Origin of the sequence: Microbacterium sp. LWH12-1.2 (assembly GCF_040675825.1) — a bacterium.
Classification (GTDB): domain Bacteria; phylum Actinomycetota; class Actinomycetes; order Actinomycetales; family Microbacteriaceae; genus Microbacterium.
The window spans coordinates 3,356,794-3,375,638 of the sequence record NZ_JBEGIJ010000001.1 but is presented as its reverse complement, the minus strand read 5'-3'; the positions used below and the strand labels follow the sequence as shown (position 1 = coordinate 3,375,638).

The following is an 18,845-nucleotide window of genomic DNA, read 5'->3' as shown; positions in this document are numbered from 1 at the left end:
GGCGCAAAACCTCACCGAACCGATTCGATCCCGCATCTACCAAGACTGTAAGCGTTTGCACTATTCTGATCGCATGGCACAGCTTGAGCAGATCGCAGCCCCCGGTTCCGAGTGGTGGCGCAGCGCGGTCATCTACCAGATCTACCCCCGCTCCTTCGCGGACGCGTCCGGCGACGGCATCGGCGATCTTCCCGGTATCACCTCGCGCCTCGATGACCTCCAGGAGTTGGGCATCGACGCGATCTGGCTGAGCCCGTTCATGACGAGCCCGCAGAAGGATGCGGGTTACGACGTCGCCGACTACCGCGACGTCGACCCGATCTTCGGCACGCTCGCCGACTTCGACGAGATGCTCGCGCAGGCGCACGCCCGCAGCATCCGCGTCATCGTCGACCTCGTCCCCAACCACTCCTCGGATCAGCACGTCTGGTTCCAGGAGGCCCTGAAGGCCGCCCCCGGCAGCCGCGAGCGCGGGCGCTACGTGTTCCGCGACGGTCGCGGCAAGAACGGCGAGCTTCCTCCGAACAACTGGGAATCCGTGTTCGGCGGCGGGATGTGGGAGCGCGTGATCGAGGCCGACGGCACTCCCGGCCAGTGGTACCTGCACATCTTCGACCCCAGCCAGCCGGATTTCGACTGGACCAACGCCGAGGTCCGCGAGGAGTTCCGCTCGATCCTGCGCTTCTGGCTCGACCGCGGAGTCGACGGCTTCCGCGTCGACGTCGCGCACGGCATGGTCAAGGAGGCGGGTCTTCCCGACTACGCACCGGTCGCGGATGCCGACTCGATGGGTGGCGGCGAGGAGAACGTCCCCTACTGGGGCCAGGACGAGGTGCACGACATCTACCGCGACTGGCACCAGCTGCTCGCGGAGTACGACGGCGATCGCGCCCTGTGCGGCGAGGCCTGGCTGCCGACTCTGAAGAAGACGGCGCTCTGGGTGCGACCGGATGAGATGCACCAGACGTTCAACTTCCCGTATCTGATGACTGCCTGGGACGCTGAGGCTCTCGGCGCGGTGATCCGCGAATCGCTGGACGAGTTCGGCAAGGTCGGCGCGCCCAGCACCTGGGTGCTCTCGAATCACGATGTCGTGCGGCACGCCTCGCGTCTTGCCCTGACGGCAGAGAACCCGCAGGGCGAGGGCATCGGACCGGAGACTCCCGACAAGCCGGACACCGCCATCGGGCTGGCCCGCGCCCGCGCGGCGACCACGCTGATGCTCGCCCTCCCCGGCTCGTCGTACCTGTATCAGGGTGAAGAGCTCGGCCTGCCCGAGGCGATGGAGATCCCCGACGAGTTCCGTCAGGACCCGACCTGGTTCCGCACGAACGGTGAGCGCTACGGCCGCGACGGCTGCCGCGTTCCGCTGCCGTGGGAGGCGGATGCTCCGGCCTTCGGCTTCAACGACACCGGAGACTCCTGGCTCCCGCAGCCGGCCGAGTGGACGCAGTACGCGCGCGACACCGAGAGCGCGGACCCCACCTCGACCCTGTCCCTGTACAAGGAGCTGCTGGCCGAGCGCCGCGCGCGCGGCCTCGGCAGCGGCTCGCTGGTCTGGGAGGACGCCGGAGCGGATGCTGTGGCCTTCCGCCGTGGCGACATCCACGTCGCGGCGAACCTGGGCACCGAACCGCTCGAGCTCGGCGAGGATGTCACGTTCGTGCTGCAGAGCCAGCCGTTCGATGGCACGGCGCTGCCCGTCGACACCGCCGCCTGGTACACCAAGGGCTGAACGCCTGTCATGGCGAGCATCGATGAGGTCGCGCGACTGGCCGGAGTCTCCACGGCGACGGTGTCGCGCGCCCTCAGCGGACGCGGGCACGTCTCCGAATCATCTCGGGAACGAGTGCGCGCGGCGGCTCACCAGCTCGGCTACGTCGTCTCATCACGGGCATCGAGCCTGGCCTCCGGGCGCACGAAGAACATCGGCGTCGTCGTCCCGTTCCTGGATCGATGGTTCTTCAGCGCGGTACTGTCGGGGGTTTCCAGCGCTCTGATGCGTCAGGGCTACGACATCACGCTGTACAACATCACCGCCGACCGCGACGTCCGCAGCGAGGTGTTCGACACCTTCCTGCGGCGTCAGCGGGTGGATGCCGTCATCGCGGTGTCGATCGAGCTCGACGAGAACGAGACACGTCAACTGATCGACCTCGGACTCCCCGTCATCGCGATCGGCGGTCCGAATCCGAACCTCGACACCCTGACGGTCGACGATGTGGCCGTGGCGCAACTCGCCACCGAGCATCTGATCGGGCTCGGCCACCGCGACATCGCGCACATCGGCGCGAACCCGGAGTTCGACCTCGACTTCCACATCCCGACGAACCGGCGCCTCGGATTCGAGAAGGGGTTGGCGGCGGCCGGCATCCCGTTGAATCCGGCCTTCCTGGAGCCGGCCGACTTCACCGTCGGCGGTGGCTATCGAGCGGCCAAGCAACTGCTCGGCCGCCCCGGCCCCCGGCCGACGGCGGTGTTCGCAGCATCCGACGAGATGGCGATCGGCGCGATCCTCGCCGCACGGGACCTGGGCTTCCGGGTGCCGGAGGACCTCTCGATCGTCGGCATCGACGGCCACGAGCTCGGGGAGTTCTTCCAGCTCACGACGGTCGATCAGTTCCCCCTCGGGCAGGGCGAGCGGGCCGCGGACGCCGTCCTCGCCAAGCTCGAGGACGGCACCGCCGCTCCGGCGAGGAAGCACGCCGATCTCCCGTTCGAGCTCATCGTTCGAGGAACCACTTCCCGCGTCTGAGCCCCGAACAAAAGATGGACACCGTCCACGCAACCGGCATACTGGGGCGATGGACGCTATCAACGACCTTGTGACCTCGCTCGGCGGACAGCTGTGGACCTGGATCGTTCTTCCGATCCTCGTCGTGCTCGGGCTGTACTTCACCGTCCGCTCCGGCGTCGTGCAGTTCCGGATGATCCCCGAGATGTTCCGCACGCTCACGAACAAGACTCCGTTGGGCAACGACGGCAAGCCGCAATCGGTGTCGGCATTCCAGGCGTTCACGATCTCCGCGGCATCCCGCGTCGGTGTCGGCAACATCGCCGGCGTCGGTACCGCGATCGCGATCGGCGGCCCCGGGGCCGTGTTCTGGATGTGGACGATGGCCTTCATCGGCGGAGCGTCGAGCTTCATCGAGTCGACGCTCGGACAGACGTTCAAGGTGCGCGACAAGGACGGCTTCCGCGGCGGACCCGCCTATTACATGCAGAACGGCCTGAAGGCGCGGTGGATGGGCATCACGTTCGCCATTGTGCTCATCCTGTGCTTCCCGATGGCGTTCAACTCTTTGCAGGCGAACACGATCAGTGCCACCGTCTCCGGGAGCTTCGGCGGCGAGGTCGGCTGGATTCCGTGGCTGGTCGGCGGTGTCCTCGCTGTTCTCACGTCGCTCGTGATCTTCGGCGGCGTCCGCCGCATCGCCTCGGTCTCACAGGCGGTCGTCCCGCTGATGGCCCTGCTGTACCTGATCCTCGGCCTCGTCATCGTCGGCATCCACATCGAGCGGCTCCCTGAGGTGTTCCTCTCGATCTACACGCAGGCCTGGGGCACACAGGAGGTCGTCGGCGGCACGATCGGGGCGATCATCATGGTCGGCGCGCAGCGCGGCATGTTCTCCAACGAGGCCGGTCTCGGATCGGCGCCGAACGCGGGCGCCACCGCGGCCGTCACCCACCCGGTCAAGCAGGGCCTGGTTCAGACGCTCGGCGTGTACTTCGACACGTTCCTGGTGTGCTCGATCACGGCGTTCATCGTGCTCATCGCGACGCCTGATCTGGCGAATGCCGAGCGCGGCATCGTGCTGACGCAGAACGCCCTGGTGAGTTCGCTCGGATCGTGGTCGAACATCCTGCTGAGCATCATCATCTTCCTGCTCGCCTTCAGCTCGATCCTCGGCAACTACTACTACGGCGAGTCCAACATCGAGTTCATCAACTCCAAGCCCGCGGTGCTCACCGCGTTCCGGGTAGTCGTCGTCGCCGTCGTGTTCCTCGGGTCGATCGCCTCGGCCGACCTCATCTGGAACACGGCCGACGGGATCATGGGGGTCATGGCGATCATCAACCTCATCGCCATCGCTCTACTGTCCGGCATCGCGTTCAAGCTCCTGAAGGATTACTCCGATCAGCGCCGTGCGGGACTCGATCCGGTGTTCACGCGGGCTCGGCTGCCGGAGGTGACCGGCATCGAGTGCTGGGAGGACGAGCTCAGCGTCACCGGGCCGATTCCGGTCTCCGGGAGCGCGCGCCGGCCCTGACACCGGAGCCCCTTCCGCCGGGCTGAACAACTGTTTATACTCCTGAACATGCGTTCAGCACCGGACGATCTAACGACACGCGCGCGTATCCGCGACGCGGCGATCGGATGCTTCGCTCGACGCGGGTTCGGCGGCACGACACTGCGCCAGATCGCGACCGAGGCCGATGTGAGCGCTGCGCTGATCCTGCACCACTTCGGCAGCAAGGACGGCCTGCGTGACGCGTGCGACGCCTTCGTGGTCGGGTCATTCATAGACGACAGGGACGGGATCACCGGGACAGCCGCGGCCGACATGATGCGCGCCGCTCTCGACACCCCGGAGAAGTACACGCCCCTGCTGGAGTACATGGCCCGGATGCTCGTGGACTCCTCTGCGGCATCCGATCGCCTGTTCGACGCGTTTCTCGCGGGGACTCGCGAGATGCTCGAGCGTCAGATCGAGGTGGGGATCATGCGCCCGCAACCTGATCTCGATGCCACGGCCGCGTACATGACGCTCTACGGACTCGGCCCTGTGCTCCTGCAGCGCCACTTGGCGCGGAGCCTCGGCGAGGACAGGCTGACGACGCAGCTGCTCGAACGGTCCACTCTCCCCGTGCTCGAGATCTTCACGCACGGGCTCTATACGGATGACCGGCTGCTCGTGGCCGCCCATGAGGCGCTGAACCGCAAAACCGGCCCCCGCTCGGACAAGGGTGAGAACGACCCGAATCAGGATCCCGATCCGCCTCGGTGAGGCGTGCTCTCCGTGACCCTGATCGTCTCCACCTGAAAGGAGCAGGGACAATGAACCCTGCCATCGACCTCTCCGACCTGCACAAGAAATACGGCCGCCACACGGCGGTCGACGGCCTGAACCTCTCCATCGAGCCAGGATCGGTCTTCGGCTTGATCGGCCCGAACGGCGCCGGCAAGACCACCACCCTGCGGATGATCCTGGACATCATCCGCCCGACCTCCGGCGCCATCCGCGTGCTCGGCGAGGATCCCCGCACCGCCGGCCCGTCGCTCCGCCGTCGCATCGGCTTCATCCCCGGAGAGCTCCGACTGGAGGGCCGGACGACCGGCCGGCGGATGCTGGATTTCTATGCCGAGGTGTCCGGGCCGGTGCGCTCCGGCGCCATCGACCAGCTCTCCTCCAGGCTCGGGCTTGATCTGACGCGCCCCGTCCACACCCTGTCGAAGGGCAACAAGCAGAAGCTCGGGATCGTGCAGGCGTTCATGCACGAGCCTGAGCTGCTGGTGCTCGATGAGCCGACGAGCGGGCTGGACCCGCTGGTGCAGCGGGAGTTCCTCCAACTCGTGCGTGAGGCGCGCGGACGAGGCCAGACGGTGCTGCTGAGCTCGCACGTGCTCAGCGAGATTCAGCAGACGGCTGATGCCGTGGCCGTGCTGAGCGCGGGTCGCATCGTCGCCGAGGGCGACGTCGCATCCCTTCGCCTCGGCGCCATCCGCCGGGTGCGAGCCGGGTTCAGTGAGACCGACCCTGAGGTGCTGCGCGTCGCACTCACGCGCATCCCGCACATCGCCGATCTGGAGATCACGAGCGGGGATGGATCGGTGCGGCTCTCCGCCACCGTCGACGGCGACATCGATCCGTTCATCAAGGCGATCGCCCGTCATCACCTCGTCGACCTCGCGGTCGAGGAACCGGATCTCGAGGAGTCCGTCCTGCGGCTCTACGGCAGTCCGGGCTCGACGACAGAGGGAGGCGACCATGCGTAAGCCGCTGCCTGTCTTCCGGCGGGCGCTGCGCGAATCATGGCGTGGCCTGCTGGGGTGGACCATCGGCATCGCCGGAGTCCTTTTCATGTACCTGCCGCTGTTCCCGAGCATCGGCGGCAACGGGCAGATGCAGCAGATCATCGACAGCATGCCCCCCGAATTGGTGAACGCTCTCGGCTACGACCAGATCGGCACCGGCGCCGGATATGCGCAGGGCACGTTCTACGGGCTCATCGGATTCCTGCTGGTGACGATCGCCGCCGTCAGCTGGGGAGGCGAGGCTATCGGCGGGGCGGAGGAATCCGGCCGCCTGGAGCTGGATCTCACCCACGGCGTCAGCAGGGCGGCGTATGCGCTGCAGGCCGCTGCGGCGATTCTGATCAGAGTGATCTGGCTCGGCCTCTTCGCCGCGATCGTCGTTCTCGCCCTGAACGATTCCGCGTCACTCGGCATCGAGCCGGGGCGCATCGTCGACGCGACCGTCGTGTTCGTCGGTGTCACGATGCTGTCCGGCGCCATCGCCCTGTTCATCGGTGCGTTGACCGGTCGTCGCAGCCGCGGGGTCGCCGCGGGCGCCGGGATCGCCGTGCTCGGATACGCGTTCAACGCGATCGCGAATCAGACCGCGGATGCGGAATGGCTGCGCATCCTCTCGCCGTACTCCTGGGCCTTCCACCAACCGCCGCTCGTCGACGGACTGGATCCCGCCGGATGCGCAGCACTGTGGATCACGACGGCCGTGCTCATCGCGGGCAGCGCCTGGGCCTTGCGGCGGCGCGACGTCGTGGGGTGACCGTTCGCGGCGTCTGAGGCGCCAAAAAGTGGGGCTGCGGACGCCTGAGTACGCAGATTCTTGACGCCTCCGCTGCAGCGCTCGGCCTCACGTTAGAGTCGGTGTCGAGTGCTTTTCTCGGCGCTCGACACCCGATTCTTCTGCGTCGGCCGACCGACGCCTGCGCAGCAGCGCGCACTCCGACGATCGCTCGCCGCGAGCCGCACCCCCAGGAGGGTTCATGACTGCCGTCAGTCCGACGCGCGACGGCGCGTCCCGTTACCGAATCGAGCCGACGGTCATGCAGGCGCTGCGGAGCCCGCGCCTGCTGACCCGTGAGGTGCTGGCCGGCCTGGTCGTCGCGCTCGCGCTCATCCCGGAGGCGATCGCTTTCTCGATCATCGCCGGTGTCGACCCTCGGCTCGGCCTGTTCTCCTCGTTCATCATGGCCGTCGCGATCGCTTTCCTCGGCGGCCGCCCGGCGATGATCACGGCCGCGACCGGAGCGATTGCCCTGGTCATCGCCCCGGTCGTCCGCGAGTACGGCATGGACTACTTCATCGCCACCGTGCTGCTCGGTGGCGTCATCCAGATCGTGCTGGCGCTGCTCGGCGTCGCGAAGCTGATGCGCTTCATTCCCCGCTCGGTAATGGTCGGATTCGTCAACGCGCTGGCGATCCTGATCTTCCTCGCCCAGCTCCCCCAGCTCTTCGATGTGCCGTGGCTCGTCTACCCGCTCGTCGCCGCGGGCCTGCTCATCCTCTTCCTGATGCCACGCATCACGAAAGTGATCCCCGCACCGCTGGTGGCCATCGTCTTCCTCACCGCTGCTGTCGTCGTCTTCGGATGGAACGTGCCGAACGTCGGTGACCAGGGCGAGCTCCCGCAGAGCCTGCCGGAGTTGTTCATCCCGAACGTGCCGCTGAATCTCGAGACGCTCGGCATCATCGCGCCCTACGCCCTGGCGATGGCCGCCGTCGGCCTGCTGGAGTCCCTGATGACCGCCAAGCTCGTCGACGACATCACCGACACGCACTCACGCAAGACCCGCGAGGCCTGGGGCCAGGGCGTGGCGAACATCCTCTCGGGTGCCTTCGGCGGCATGGGCGGCTGCGCGATGATCGGTCAGACGATGATCAACGTCAAGGCATCCGGTGCCAGGACGCGCATCTCGACCTTCCTCGCCGGCGTCTTCCTGCTCGTACTGATCCTCGCTCTCGGCGACGTCGTCGAGATCATCCCGATGGCCGCGCTCGTCGCAGTGATGTTCCTGGTCTCCTTCGCGACGTTCGACTGGCACAGCATCCGCCCCGCGACTTTGAAGCGGATGCCGAAGAGCGAGACCGCCGTCATGCTCATCACCGTGATCGCCACCGTCTGGACCCACAACCTCGCGATCGGAGTGATCCTCGGCGTTCTCGCCGCGATGGTCATGTTCGCCCGGCGCGTCGCCCATTTCGTCACGGTGACGCGCGCAGTCACCGAGTCGACAGCCCACTACGCGGTCGACGGCGAACTGTTCTTCGCCTCCAGCAACGACCTCACCACCCAGTTCGAGTACACCGACGACCCCGAGCGCATCATCATCGACATGAGCGGCTCCCACATCTGGGATGCGTCGACCGTCGCCGCACTCGACGCCGTCGTCACCAAGTACGAGCAGCGGGGCAAGACGGTCGAGATCCGTGGCCTCAACGACACCGCGGCGGCCCTCCACCGGCGCCTGACAGGCAACCTCGGCGGAGGTCACTGAGAACGCAGCGAGCATCGTGTGACGCGGCGGCCGATTTCGTGGAGTAGTGTCCTTGCTCGTGGCTTCACACACTTCCGTCCGCCGCCGGCTCGCGAAGAGCCGCCCCCTGGCGCCCGCTCAGACGATCGCCGTCGGGTTCGGGGTGGCGATCCTCGTGGGGGCGGTCATCCTGATGCTGCCTGCCTCCTCGGCCGCGGGCACCTGGACGGGACCGATCGAAGCCCTGTTCACGTCGACATCGGCGGTGTGCGTCACCGGACTGATCGTGGTCGACACAGCTGTGCACTGGAGCCCGTTCGGGAAGATCGTGATCCTGGCGCTGATCCAACTCGGCGGTCTCGGCATCATGCTCTTCGCCGCGTTGGTGGGCTTGGCGTTGGCCCGCCGGTTCACGGTGCGCTCGCGCTTGATCACCAGTACCGAGACCAAGACCGCTGGCGCCGGAGACCTGAAGAGGATCGCCACCGGCATCCTCGTCACGACTGTTGCGATCGAGGTGATGGTGGCTCTGGTGCTCTTCGTCCGATTCACCACGGGATACGGATACGACGTCGGCCGTGCAACCTGGCATGCTGTCTTCCACTCCGTGTCCTCGTTCAACAACGCCGGCTTCGCGCTCTACACCGACAGCCTGATGGGATTCGTCTCGGACCCCTGGATCTGCCTGCCGATCTGCATCGCGATCATCCTGGGAGGTCTCGGTTTCCCCGTGCTTCGCCAGCTGCGCCGAGAGTTCCGACGCCCGCTGCACTGGACGATGAACACGCGGATCGTCCTCGCCACGACGGGTGCCCTCCTAGCACTCAGCACCGCCTATGTGCTGCTCATGGAGTGGAACAACCCGGGCACGCTGGGCACGCTCACACCGGGTTCTCGAGTGCTCGCCGGCTTCTTCCACGCCGTGCAGGCGCGGACGGCCGGCTTCAACTCGGTCGACGTCGCGCAGATGCACGACGAGACATGGCTGGGCACGGACGTCTTGATGTTCATCGGCGGCGGTCCCGCCGGTACCGCCGGTGGCATCAAGGTGACGACATTCGCGGTGCTGTTCTTCATCATGTGGACAGAGTTGCGCGGAGGCACCGCCGTGAACGTCTTCGGCAAGCGGCTCTCTCGCGCCGTGCACCGAGAGGCCATCACCGTCGTCATCGTCGCACTGGGAGCGATCATGGCAGCGGTGATCGCCATCCTCGCGATGACCGACCTCGACCTCGATCAGGTGCTGTTCGAAGTCGTCTCTGCCTTCGGCACGGTCGGCATGTCCACCGGAATCACCGCACAGCTGCCGCAGGCCGCGCAGATCATCCTCATCCTGCTCATGTTCCTCGGCCGACTCGGCCCGCTCACCCTCGGGTCGGCGCTCGCTCTCCGGGAGCGCAGGACTGCCTACGAACTCCCCAAGGAGCGGCCCGCGATCGGCTGAACGCCCCGACGCCGAGCATTTCTCACCCCTCGAAAGGACTCACGTGCCCAAGTTTCTCTCGTTCGGCCAGGACGCCCGGCGGATCGCCGAGGCCGACTCGGTCGCCGTCATCGGCCTCGGCCGGTTCGGCACCTCGCTCGCGCTCGAGCTGATGGCATCCGGCACCGAGGTGCTCGGAATCGACGCCGACGAAGACATCGTCCAGGCGTTGAATGGCGAACTCACCCAGGTCGTCCGCGCCGATTCGACGCGTCTCGACGTTCTGGAACAGCTCGCGATCGGCGAGTTCGACCGGGTCGTGGTGTCCATCGGCTCCGACATCACCGCATCGATCCTCACGGCTTCACTTCTGCTGCAGCTCAAGGTGCCTGTGATCTGGGCGAAGGCCGTTGACGAACGCCACGGCGCGGTGCTCGAGCAGCTCGGCGTGCACAAGGTCGTGTATCCGGAGAAGGACATGGGCCGCCGGGTGGCGCACCTCGTGCGCGGCGCAGCGGCCGACTACCTCGAGATCGACAAGGGCTACGCGATCGTGAAGACGGTCGCACCCCAGCATCTGCACGGCATCACTCTCACCGAAGGACAGGTGCGCGGCACCCATGGCGTCACGATCGCCGCGTACCGTTCATCGACCCACGGAGAGTGGCGAAACGCTCAGGCCGACACCATCCTCCGCGACGGCGACACGGTGCTCGTGGTGGGACCGACGATCGACGTCGAGAAGTTCGCGCAGCTGCGCTGAGGTCAGACGGAGCGGAGCGCGTCGGCGGCGGCATCCAGCGCGCCCTCGGTGAGCGCGAAATACGCCCACTTGCCGCGCTGCTCGCGCGTGACGAAGCCGGCGTCGGCGAGCAGTTTCATGTGGTGGGAGACGGTGCCCTGCGACAGGCCGACCGGATCGATGAGGTCGCAGATGCAGGCCTCGCCGCCATCGGCCGCGGCGATGAGCGAGAGCAACCGGATGCGCGTCGGATCGCCCAGCGCCTTGAAGACGTGCGCGATGCGCTCGGCGTCTTCCGCAGTGAGCGAAGACGTGATCGGCGGCACGCAGCACGACGGCGCTTCGATGGTCATTGGCAGGCTCACCCCTCCAGTCTGCCACGTATTGACATTCTTCGATAGATGCGTAACAGTCGTCATATTGAAGAATCTCGATTTGAGGAGATGTGATGTCTGAGCTTCCTGTCGTCGTCATCGGAGCAGGCCCGCAGGGCCTCGCCGCCGCAGCGCACCTCGTCGAACGCGGCCTCGACGTCGTCGTCGTCGAACGCGGGGATGGGCCTGCGGCCGCGGTTTCGGACTGGGGACATGTGCGCCTCTTCTCCGCGTGGGCCGAACTCACCGACACGGCGGGAAGGCGGCTTCTCGAACCGACCGGATGGAGCGCGCCTGCGTCAGGCTTCCCGACCGGCGCTGAGTGGGTGAGCGGATACCTCGCTCCCCTCGCGGATGCCCTCGGCGAGCGCATCCGGTATGCGACCACGGTGACCGGCGTGTCCCGCCAGGGCCGAGACAAGGTCGTCGACGCCGGTCGCAAGAGCCAGCCCTTCGCGGTGCACACCGTCGATGCGAACGGCAACGACGCCCGGCTCCTCGCCCGAGCGGTCATCGACGCGAGCGGCACCTGGTCACTCCCCAATCCCGCCGGCGCCGACGGCTTCCCGGCACTCGGCGAGGCCGGCGCCGCTGAACGGATCTCCTATCGCATCCCGAATGATGTCGCCGCTCTCGCTGGCCAGCACATCGTCGTCGTGGGCGCCGGGCACTCCGCCACGCACGCCGTCCTGCGGCTGAGCGAGCTCGCACGCCGCTCGCCGGGAACGCGTGTGACCTGGCTGCTGCGCCGAGGCAGCGCGACGAATGTCTTCGGCGGAGGTGCGGGAGACGATCTTCCGGAACGCGCAGCACTGGGGTCGCGCGCGCGCAAAGTGATCGAATCCGGTGTCGTCGACCTGGTGACCGGATTCCGCGTCGCCGAGCTCCAGACGGATGCCGATGCCCTCACGGTCATCGCCGAGGACGGCAGGGAGATCACCGACGTCGCGCATGTCTACGCCCTCACCGGATTCCGGCCGGACACCGGCATCCTGCGCGAACTGCGCATCGATCTGGATCCGGTGCTCGACGCCGTCGCCGGAATCGCAGCCGACATCGACCCCAACATCCACTCCTGCGGCTCGGTGTCGGCGACGGGCGCACGCCAGCTCGCTCAACCCGAACCCGGCCTCTTCATCGTCGGCGTGAAGTCCTACGGGCGCGCGCCGACCTTCCTCGCCCTGACCGGGTACGAGCAGGTGCGCAGTGTGGTCGCCCATCTCGCCGGCGATCATGAGGCGGCGGCGCGCAACGAGCTCGCCCTTCCGGAGACCGGGGTCTGCGGCGGCTCCGGCGACTTCGATGAGGCGGCGGCGGGCGGATGCTGCGCCGCTCCGGCGGTGCTGCAGATCGGCCGGCCGGTGGGAGCATCCGTCTGACGTGATTCGCGGAGCCGGGGCGGCGCGTGTCGGCGGCCCGGTTCCGGTACTCAGGTGTGGGCGTCCTCGAGCTCTTCGAGCACCTCGAACGGTGATTCGACGTCGCCGCGCCACGCCTCGATGCCCTCCCGGATCGCGAGGGCCGCCACGATGAGAGCGGCGGCCGAATCCGCCCACCACCAGCCGAGCAGGCTGTTCAGGAGGAGACCGAGGAAGACGGCGCCGGAGAGATAGACGCACAGGATGAGTTGCTTCGCATCTGCGACAACGCTCTTCGAGTCCAGCTCGCGACCGGTACGCACCTCGAGCCATGCCAGCAGCGGCATGACGATGAGGCTGAGCGCCGTGATCCCCAATCCGAGCGGAGTATGCGTTGGACCTTCCTGTCCGAACAGGGCCAGTACCGCGTCGATCGTGACGTAGGCGGCGAGGAGGAAGAAGGCGAGGCCGACGACGCGGACGGTGCGCTTCTCCCAGCGCTCGGGGTTCTTCCGGGTGAACTGCCACGCGATCGCGGCAGCCGAGAGCACCTCTACTGCCGAATCAAGGCCGAACCCGATCAGTGCCGCCGACGAGGCGACGACTCCGGCCCACACCGCGATGAGGCCCTCGATCACGTTGTAGGTGATCGTGAAGGCGACGATGAACCGGACCCGTCGGTGCAGCCGGACGCGCCTTTCCACGGTGAGCTCGGTCACGCGCCGGCATCCGTTCCGCAGCATCCGGGCACCGCGCAGGCGGCATCCATGCAGGGGGCGTTCTCATCGACCGCGAGGGTCACGTCCACGAGTGCCGTCAGCGCTGCAGCAAGATGCGGGTCGGCGATCTCGTATCGCGTCTGGCGGCCCTCCGGCTCGGCGACCACGATGCCGCAGTCGCGGAGGCACGTCAGGTGGTTCGAGACGTTCGAGCGGGTGAGATCGAGAGTGCGCGACAGCACCGCAGGGTAGCTGGGCCCGGCAATGAGCGTCATCAGGATGCGGGATCTCGTCGGATCGGCCATCGCACGGCCGAGCCGGTTCATCACGTCGAGCCGTGAGGCAATAGTCAGCATGCAATGACTATACAGTCACCACTGACTAATTGAATTGCATCGGAATCCTCTTAGGTCAAGTGCGTCTCTGCCGCCAGGAGCCGTCTTACGCCACGAAGAGCAGGACGAACGACAGCACCAGTCCCGCTCCCCCGGCGCTGGCAAGGGCGATCGCAACGACCTGGATCGCGTGGAGGGCAGGTCGCCGGGGTTCGAAACTCATCACGCGCGGGTGCTTCTCGCTGATGAAGGCCGGGGCTTCTTCGCGCCCGCGCCAGTGCTCGGCTTCGGATGCGCGGAGGGGACGTTCCCAGAAGTCACCGGCGGTGTACCAGCGCGCGCGCGCTCGCTCGGCTTCCTCCAGGATGACGACCTCGATGGGATGCCACCGGCCGTCGTGAGCCCTGCCGATGGCGACAACCAGGAGCAGCGGGATCCCGATGCCGAGCCCGATCCACGCGATGATGTCGGCGATACTGCCGAGAACGTCCAGCGCGTCCATGGTCTTCCTGTCTGATGAGAGCATTCCAACCACCGCGGCTGTCGCTCATATAGAGAGGAGAGTATCGGCCTCCCGTGCGAGGCGAGCGCGGGAGCAGGACGAAACCCGGCTTCGAGCCGCCAGATGACCAGCAAGTGAACTCTTCCAGGGCAGCTTGCGGCTTGAATTGATATCCGTCAATATAGATACATATCGATTCACGCTGCTCATCTTCTGGCGCTCACCACCGCCCCGTTCACTGGTGAAAGGACCCCGTCATGAACGCGACATCCATGGCTGCAGACTTCTGCAGTCCCGTCGCCACCCATGCGATCGGGCAGGATGCCGCAGCATCCGTCGCCACGACGCTCAAGGCGCTCGCCGATCCGTTGCGACTGCGGATGCTGTCGGCCATCGCCTCCGACCCGCGGGGCGAGTCCTGCGTCTGCGACCTGGCAGAGCTCGCAGAGGTCGCCCAGCCGACCGTCTCGCATCACCTCAAGGTCCTCAAGGACGTCGGCGTCCTGACTTCCGAGCGGCGCGGCACCTGGGTCTGGTACCGCATCAATCCGGACCGCCGCCGTGCCGTCACCGCGCTCCTGGACTCGTTCGCGCCCGCCACGGTCGCCGCTCCATGGCGCAACGACTCAGTGGACGATGGGCTGCGGCCGGACTTCGACGCGCGCGTCACACGCCTCGCCGGCGAGCTCGCCGCTGAGGTGCCGCAACTCGACGCGGGGGTCGTGTTCGCGATCGTGCGCGAGTCGTACACCGGCCTCGCCCGCACGGCGCGGGTCAGCTCGGCGCTGATCCCCCTCACCGAGCGCTTCGCCCGTCAGCGCCTGAGCGACCTCACCCGCGACCGCGACGCGGGCGTGCCTCAGGTACTGTTCGTCTGCGTCGCCAACGCCGGCCGGTCGCAGCTCGCCGCGGCCCTTGTGAATCAGATCGCCGGCGGCAAGGTCGTCGCCCGCTCGGCCGGGTCCAGCCCGGCCGACGTCATCCACCCGCACGTGCGGTCGCTCCTTGCGGAGATCGAGGGGGACGCGGCATCCGAGCGCTTCCCGAAGCCGCTCACCGACGACGCCGTCCGCGCAGCCGACGTCGTCGTCACGATGGGATGCGGCGACGTCTGCCCCATCATCCCCGGCGTCCGCTACGAGGACTGGGCCGTGGGTGACCCGGCCCTCGCCTCTGTGGAGGGCGTCGAAGCCATCCGTGACGACATCGCCGCCCGCGTCCGCATCCTCGTCGACGACGTTCTCAACTGACCACTCACTCGGGAGACACCATGACTGACACCACCACCAAGCCCTCTGTTCTCTTCGTCTGCGTGCACAACGCCGGCCGCTCGCAGATGGCCGCAGGATTCCTCCGCGACATCGCCGGCGACCGCGTCGAGGTGCGCTCTGCCGGTTCCATGCCAGCCGACCAGATCAACCCGATCGCCGTCGAGGCGATGGCCGAGCTCGGAATCGACATCACCGCCGAAGCTCCGAAGGTGCTGACGACCGAGGCCGTGCAGGCATCCGACGTCGTCATCACGATGGGCTGCGGCGATGCCTGCCCGTTCTTCCCCGGCAAGCGCTACGAAGACTGGAAGCTCGATGATCCGGCAGGCCAGGGCATCGACTCCGTGCGTCCGATCCGCGACGAGATCCGCGACCGCATCGAGGCGCTCGTGGGCGAACTGCTGGGCTGAGGGCGAGCGGACCCGGTGCCACGAGGACGTCGGGGATCCGTCGGCGCGCCCGGCAACCGTCTGGCGCGCCGCCGGTCAGCGAAGGTCGGCACCGGGTACGAAGAAGCAACCGGTGGCGTCCGTCGTGGTGTGACGGATCAGGTCGTCGAGCTCGTCGAGCCTGCGCTGCGTGGCGATGAAGGTCTGCGGGTCGTTCATGAACGCGACGAACAGGACGCCGGCCGCGCCGTCGACGTCGAAGCTGTAGCTGCGTCGCAGCATCAGCGGGCGACCGATGTTCGCGGGGTGCGCACGACGCGCATGTGATGCATTCGGGGTGAGCGTCTGCCCGTCGACGGTCTTCGCGAACAGGTCGACCTCAGCCATGGTGTCGCCGCCAGACAGCGGAGCACCGGTGTCGCGTCGACGACCGATCGCCCGCTCCTGCTCGTCGACGGAGGCACTGAGAAATGCGCCGCCGACAGTCATCCGACGCAGCACGACGAACGTGTCGTCAGAGCCATGGATCCACACACCCGAGGCCTGCTCGTCCGCGCTCCGTGGATTGATGATGCCGTCGACGAACCCGATTCCGGTGCGCATCGTGCCCTCCGGCGTCGGCGCGTCGCGGTACCCGGTTCTCGACCACACGACGTCAACGGCACCGAGCACATCGAGAAGTGTCGCGTGAACCTCTGCCACCGCGAACGACGTCTCGGCGCAGATCTGCAGCATGATGTCGCCGTCGGCGAGCAGGTCAGCGCGGTCGCCGGCGAACGCGGGCAGGTCGGCCGCCAGCGCCGCACGGTCCGGCCACAGCTCGCGGGCGATCGGCGCGGAGAAGCCGATCGTGACCGTGACGTCACCGGCGTCTGTCGGCACATCACGGGGCACGTCCGCGAGCTGTCTCGCGCTGTCCAGGATGTCTGCGGCGCCCCGGCCAGGGAGGCGAAGCACGCTGACCAGCACGTGGCGCTGTGGGACGGCCGGGTATGTGATGCCGGCGATCCCGGAAACCGGCGTCGCCGAGGAACCGCCCGACGGCAACGGGGTCGGCCGGCCAGGCGGCAGCACTGACGACGGTGGGTCTCCGCCGGCAGCGACACCGTGCAACAGCCACCCCGCAGCACCGGCGACCGCCGCGGCACCGGCGACGGTGAACAGATCCCTGCGGCTGTGTGCTGTGGACCGCCGCCGAGCCTCGTGCTCAGGCTCGTGCTCAGTCATCCGTGCCGACCAGCTCGCTGAGCTCGCTCGGTACCGGCTCGGGCGTGGCTTCGCGATCGACGGTGAAGACCAGTGCGTCGCCGCCGTCATCGAATCTGGCGAGCAGGCCGCCATCGAGCCACAGTCGAGTGGTGCCGCCGGCACCATCCGGCGAAGGCAGCCGATAGACGTCGAGTCCGTCCTCGCTGCCGAGGTAGCGCGCGTCGGACTGCCGCAGCAGCTGCGCGTTCTCCGGGCGGTCGGTGGCGAGGGAGAACACCACGAGCAGCAGACCGAGATCGCCCTCGCTCCACGACACGCTCTGCCAGCGGCCGGCGGACTCCAGCGCGTACCCGTCCTCGTGCAGCAGCACACGCTGTTCGACGGCGAGCTCGGCGGGGCCACGCCGAATGGTGCCCCACGCCAGATGGTCGCCGGTGTCGACGGTGAGCGCTGCCGTGACGTGATCTGTCGCCGCGGGATCGCCGATCGTCGCATCGACGACGAGCTCACCGGCCGTCGAGAGCTGGAAGCGTGTCTGGGCGAGCTGCTCCGACTGCTCGACGGTGAGCGGCTCACCGGTGTCGGACAGCCCGCCGCAGCCGCCGAGCAGCAGCGTCCCGGCGATGAGCGCGGCGACGATGCCAGCCCGTCTCACGACGCGTCCTCGAGCAGAGCGGCGTCGGGGACGGGGATGGCATCGGTGTCGGGGAGGTTGACGGTTGTCGGCAGTCTGCGCGGCGTCTCGTCCACATCGTCGAGGCCGGGGCGTGTCGGAGGCAGATCGACCGCTGCGAAACTGACGCCGGCAGGAGCCGCGGGCTGCGTGTAGCCGCCAGGCGCGACATCCGGCTCGGCACAGCCACCGGCGAGCAGCGTGGAGGGGTCTGCAGTGGCCCCGGCGCTGAGCGCGAAGCAATTGTCGGCGCCGAGTGCATGCGCGGTCGCGGTGTATGCGACGTCCAGGCCGTTGCCCGCCCACGCGTTGTCAGCGATGCGGTTGTCCGTCGGCGCGAAGTCCTCCGACGACGTCAACCAGACGCCGACGTTCGCGTTACCGGTGATCAGATTCGCACGCACCTCCGCAGCCACGGTGCCACCGAGGCCGATGCCGGTTCCGAATGCGCCGCTCGCCTGCGTCGGCGTCCGCTCCTCGACGTTGTCGGCGATCACATTGCCGACAATGCGGACGCCCTCGGTCGGCCCGTGTGCTTCGAGGTAGTTGGACAGCACGCTGATACCGATGCGATTCTCGACGATGCGATTGCCGGTGATCACGACGTTCGACGCATTGGCGAGCTCGAGCCCGACCGCATTCCACTGCATCACGTTGTCGGCGACGAGTGCGGTGCAGTCTGCACACTGACCGATGTAGATGCCGGAGTCCGAGCCGCCGCTGGCCAGGTTGTCACGGATGACACCGTCGGTTCTGTTGAACGCGTAGATGCCGTACAGACCATTGTTCTGTGCAGTGACGAACTGTACGAGGTAGCCGGGCACGGGATCCGGCGCGGCCTCCGGGACGTAGCCGTCCGGACCGCGCGCGATACCCGCGCCGTTCTCGTCGGTGACGCCGGTGATGAGCACGCCGTTCTGCAGGTAGTTCCGCACGGTGAGGTTCTCGACCGTCACGCGCTCACCGGTGCCGACCACGCCGTGGCTGAGCGTGAGCTCGCCGTCCAGCACGACCTCGTTGCGGTCCTCGCCGCGCACCGTGACGTCATCGGCGGTCACTGCGAGTGTCCCGTGATAAGTGCCGGGCGCGATGAGGATGATGCCACCGTCAGCGACGAGCCCGCCCGCCTCGTCCAGCGTCGCGTCAGCCGGCACATGGACGACCTCCAGCGCGGACGGCGCAGCCTCCGGGCTACTGCACGCGACGAGTGCCGAAACGACACCCGATACGGCGAGCACACCGACGAGCACACGCAGGGCACCCGCATAGGGCTTCACGGAAGAACGCATGGGCACGGAACTCCTTCAGATCGACACCGAGTCTTGCAGACGAAACCGGGCCCGCCGCT

The 18,845-nt window shown here is 67.5% G+C and carries 19 protein-coding genes; 12 read left to right on the top strand and 7 right to left on the bottom strand.

The features are described from left to right. Positions 1–73: 73 nt before the first annotated feature. The 9 genes from MRBLWH12_RS16095 to MRBLWH12_RS16055 all read left to right on the top strand — a co-directional run bounded on the left by MRBLWH12_RS16095 (position 74) and on the right by MRBLWH12_RS16055 (position 10,688). Positions 74–1,735 (top strand): glycoside hydrolase family 13 protein, encoded by a 1,662-nt coding sequence (locus MRBLWH12_RS16095; RefSeq protein WP_363550703.1) that lies wholly within the window; start codon positions 74–76, stop codon positions 1,733–1,735. 9 nt (positions 1,736–1,744) lie between these two features. Beyond that, on the top strand, positions 1,745–2,755 hold the full coding sequence (locus MRBLWH12_RS16090) for a LacI family DNA-binding transcriptional regulator (RefSeq protein WP_363550701.1): 1,011 nt from the start codon (positions 1,745–1,747) through the stop codon (positions 2,753–2,755). A 49-nt stretch (positions 2,756–2,804) separates the two neighbouring features. Continuing rightward, positions 2,805–4,271 carry an alanine/glycine:cation symporter family protein gene (locus tag MRBLWH12_RS16085; RefSeq protein WP_363550699.1) on the top strand — a complete coding sequence of 489 codons (1,467 nt, stop codon included), beginning with the start codon at positions 2,805–2,807 and terminating at the stop codon, positions 4,269–4,271. A gap of 48 nt (positions 4,272–4,319) precedes the next feature. Then, entirely contained in the window at positions 4,320–5,009 is a 690-nt protein-coding gene (locus MRBLWH12_RS16080; RefSeq protein ID WP_363550698.1) for a TetR family transcriptional regulator, read from the top strand. Positions 5,010–5,059: 50 nt separating this feature from the next. After that, positions 5,060–5,998, top strand: coding sequence for an ABC transporter ATP-binding protein (locus MRBLWH12_RS16075; protein ID WP_363550696.1), 939 nt, complete (start codon positions 5,060–5,062; stop codon positions 5,996–5,998). Next, on the top strand, positions 5,991–6,791 hold the full coding sequence (locus tag MRBLWH12_RS16070) for an ABC transporter permease subunit (RefSeq protein ID WP_363550694.1): 801 nt from the start codon (positions 5,991–5,993) through the stop codon (positions 6,789–6,791). The genes MRBLWH12_RS16075 and MRBLWH12_RS16070 overlap by 8 nt, the downstream gene beginning before the upstream one ends. 220 nt (positions 6,792–7,011) lie before the next feature. Then, a complete protein-coding gene (locus tag MRBLWH12_RS16065) occupies positions 7,012–8,523 on the top strand; it encodes a SulP family inorganic anion transporter (protein ID WP_363550693.1) in 1,512 nt (503 codons plus the stop codon). Between the two features lie 58 nt (positions 8,524–8,581). Further along, positions 8,582–9,946, top strand: a complete 1,365-nt coding sequence (locus tag MRBLWH12_RS16060) for a TrkH family potassium uptake protein (protein WP_363550691.1) — start codon at positions 8,582–8,584, stop codon at positions 9,944–9,946. A 43-nt stretch (positions 9,947–9,989) separates the two neighbouring features. Then, positions 9,990–10,688, top strand: coding sequence for a potassium channel family protein (locus MRBLWH12_RS16055; protein WP_363550690.1), 699 nt, complete (start codon positions 9,990–9,992; stop codon positions 10,686–10,688). 2 nt (positions 10,689–10,690) lie between these two features. Here MRBLWH12_RS16055 and MRBLWH12_RS16050 read toward each other — a convergent pair whose 3' ends face one another. Further along, positions 10,691–11,032: an ArsR/SmtB family transcription factor gene (locus MRBLWH12_RS16050; protein ID WP_341976254.1), complete on the bottom strand. Its 342-nt coding sequence runs from the start codon at positions 11,030–11,032 to the stop codon at positions 10,691–10,693. An 83-nt stretch (positions 11,033–11,115) separates the two neighbouring features. On the opposite strand from MRBLWH12_RS16050, the gene MRBLWH12_RS16045 reads away from it, so the two are divergent. Beyond that, complete coding sequence (locus MRBLWH12_RS16045) at positions 11,116–12,420, top strand: FAD-dependent oxidoreductase (protein ID WP_363550688.1); 1,305 nt, start codon at positions 11,116–11,118, stop codon at positions 12,418–12,420. 50 nt (positions 12,421–12,470) lie between these two features. Here MRBLWH12_RS16045 and MRBLWH12_RS16040 read toward each other — a convergent pair whose 3' ends face one another. The 3 genes from MRBLWH12_RS16040 to MRBLWH12_RS16030 form a co-directional block, all read right to left on the bottom strand. Then, a complete protein-coding gene (locus MRBLWH12_RS16040; protein WP_363550687.1) occupies positions 12,471–13,142 on the bottom strand; it encodes a cation transporter in 672 nt (223 codons plus the stop codon). Further along, on the bottom strand, positions 13,115–13,474 hold the full coding sequence (gene cmtR / locus MRBLWH12_RS16035) for a Cd(II)/Pb(II)-sensing metalloregulatory transcriptional regulator CmtR (protein ID WP_363550685.1): 360 nt from the start codon (positions 13,472–13,474) through the stop codon (positions 13,115–13,117). The genes MRBLWH12_RS16040 and cmtR overlap by 28 nt, the downstream gene beginning before the upstream one ends. Positions 13,475–13,559: 85 nt before the next feature. Next, on the bottom strand, positions 13,560–13,979 hold the full coding sequence (locus MRBLWH12_RS16030; RefSeq protein ID WP_363550683.1) for a hypothetical protein: 420 nt from the start codon (positions 13,977–13,979) through the stop codon (positions 13,560–13,562). Positions 13,980–14,212: 233 nt separating this feature from the next. Between MRBLWH12_RS16030 and MRBLWH12_RS16025 the strand changes: the two genes are divergently transcribed. Together MRBLWH12_RS16025 and MRBLWH12_RS16020 are read left to right on the top strand one after the other, a co-directional pair. Beyond that, complete coding sequence (locus MRBLWH12_RS16025) at positions 14,213–15,205, top strand: metalloregulator ArsR/SmtB family transcription factor (protein ID WP_363550682.1); 993 nt, start codon at positions 14,213–14,215, stop codon at positions 15,203–15,205. A 20-nt stretch (positions 15,206–15,225) separates the two neighbouring features. Then, a complete protein-coding gene (locus MRBLWH12_RS16020) occupies positions 15,226–15,636 on the top strand; it encodes an arsenate reductase ArsC (protein ID WP_363550681.1) in 411 nt (136 codons plus the stop codon). Positions 15,637–15,711: 75 nt separating this feature from the next. On the opposite strand, the gene MRBLWH12_RS16015 is transcribed toward MRBLWH12_RS16020, so the two are convergent. The 3 genes from MRBLWH12_RS16015 to MRBLWH12_RS16005 are packed head-to-tail and all read right to left on the bottom strand — an operon-like array spanning position 15,712 to position 18,786. Further along, positions 15,712–16,842, bottom strand: a complete 1,131-nt coding sequence (locus tag MRBLWH12_RS16015; RefSeq protein WP_363550680.1) for a Dyp-type peroxidase — start codon at positions 16,840–16,842, stop codon at positions 15,712–15,714. Further along, positions 16,835–17,479 carry a hypothetical protein gene (locus MRBLWH12_RS16010; protein ID WP_363550679.1) on the bottom strand — a complete coding sequence of 215 codons (645 nt, stop codon included), beginning with the start codon at positions 17,477–17,479 and terminating at the stop codon, positions 16,835–16,837. Before MRBLWH12_RS16010 ends, MRBLWH12_RS16015 begins: the two co-directional genes overlap by 8 nt. Continuing rightward, entirely contained in the window at positions 17,476–18,786 is a 1,311-nt protein-coding gene (locus tag MRBLWH12_RS16005; RefSeq protein ID WP_363550678.1) for a right-handed parallel beta-helix repeat-containing protein, read from the bottom strand. The genes MRBLWH12_RS16010 and MRBLWH12_RS16005 overlap by 4 nt, the downstream gene beginning before the upstream one ends. Between the last annotated feature and the right edge of the window lie 59 nt (positions 18,787–18,845).

Bases quoted from the DNA above. Each gene is read 5' to 3' on its own strand.
- MRBLWH12_RS16095 (WP_363550703.1), top strand. From the start codon at position 74: ATGGCACAGCTTGAGCAGATCGCAGCCCCCGGTTCCGAGTGGTGGCGC.
- MRBLWH12_RS16090 (WP_363550701.1), top strand. From the start codon at position 1,745: ATGGCGAGCATCGATGAGGTCGCGCGACTGGCCGGAGTCTCCACGGCG.
- MRBLWH12_RS16085 (WP_363550699.1), top strand. From the start codon at position 2,805: ATGGACGCTATCAACGACCTTGTGACCTCGCTCGGCGGACAGCTGTGG.
- MRBLWH12_RS16080 (WP_363550698.1), top strand. From the start codon at position 4,320: ATGCGTTCAGCACCGGACGATCTAACGACACGCGCGCGTATCCGCGAC.
- MRBLWH12_RS16075 (WP_363550696.1), top strand. From the start codon at position 5,060: ATGAACCCTGCCATCGACCTCTCCGACCTGCACAAGAAATACGGCCGC.
- MRBLWH12_RS16070 (WP_363550694.1), top strand. From the start codon at position 5,991: ATGCGTAAGCCGCTGCCTGTCTTCCGGCGGGCGCTGCGCGAATCATGG.
- MRBLWH12_RS16065 (WP_363550693.1), top strand. From the start codon at position 7,012: ATGACTGCCGTCAGTCCGACGCGCGACGGCGCGTCCCGTTACCGAATC.
- MRBLWH12_RS16045 (WP_363550688.1), top strand. From the start codon at position 11,116: ATGTCTGAGCTTCCTGTCGTCGTCATCGGAGCAGGCCCGCAGGGCCTC.
- MRBLWH12_RS16040 (WP_363550687.1), bottom strand. From the start codon at position 13,142: ATGCTGCGGAACGGATGCCGGCGCGTGACCGAGCTCACCGTGGAAAGG.
- cmtR (WP_363550685.1), bottom strand. From the start codon at position 13,474: ATGCTGACTATTGCCTCACGGCTCGACGTGATGAACCGGCTCGGCCGT.
- MRBLWH12_RS16030 (WP_363550683.1), bottom strand. From the start codon at position 13,979: ATGCTCTCATCAGACAGGAAGACCATGGACGCGCTGGACGTTCTCGGC.
- MRBLWH12_RS16025 (WP_363550682.1), top strand. From the start codon at position 14,213: ATGAACGCGACATCCATGGCTGCAGACTTCTGCAGTCCCGTCGCCACC.
- MRBLWH12_RS16020 (WP_363550681.1), top strand. From the start codon at position 15,226: ATGACTGACACCACCACCAAGCCCTCTGTTCTCTTCGTCTGCGTGCAC.
- MRBLWH12_RS16015 (WP_363550680.1), bottom strand. From the start codon at position 16,842: ATGACTGAGCACGAGCCTGAGCACGAGGCTCGGCGGCGGTCCACAGCA.
- MRBLWH12_RS16005 (WP_363550678.1), bottom strand. From the start codon at position 18,786: ATGCGTTCTTCCGTGAAGCCCTATGCGGGTGCCCTGCGTGTGCTCGTC.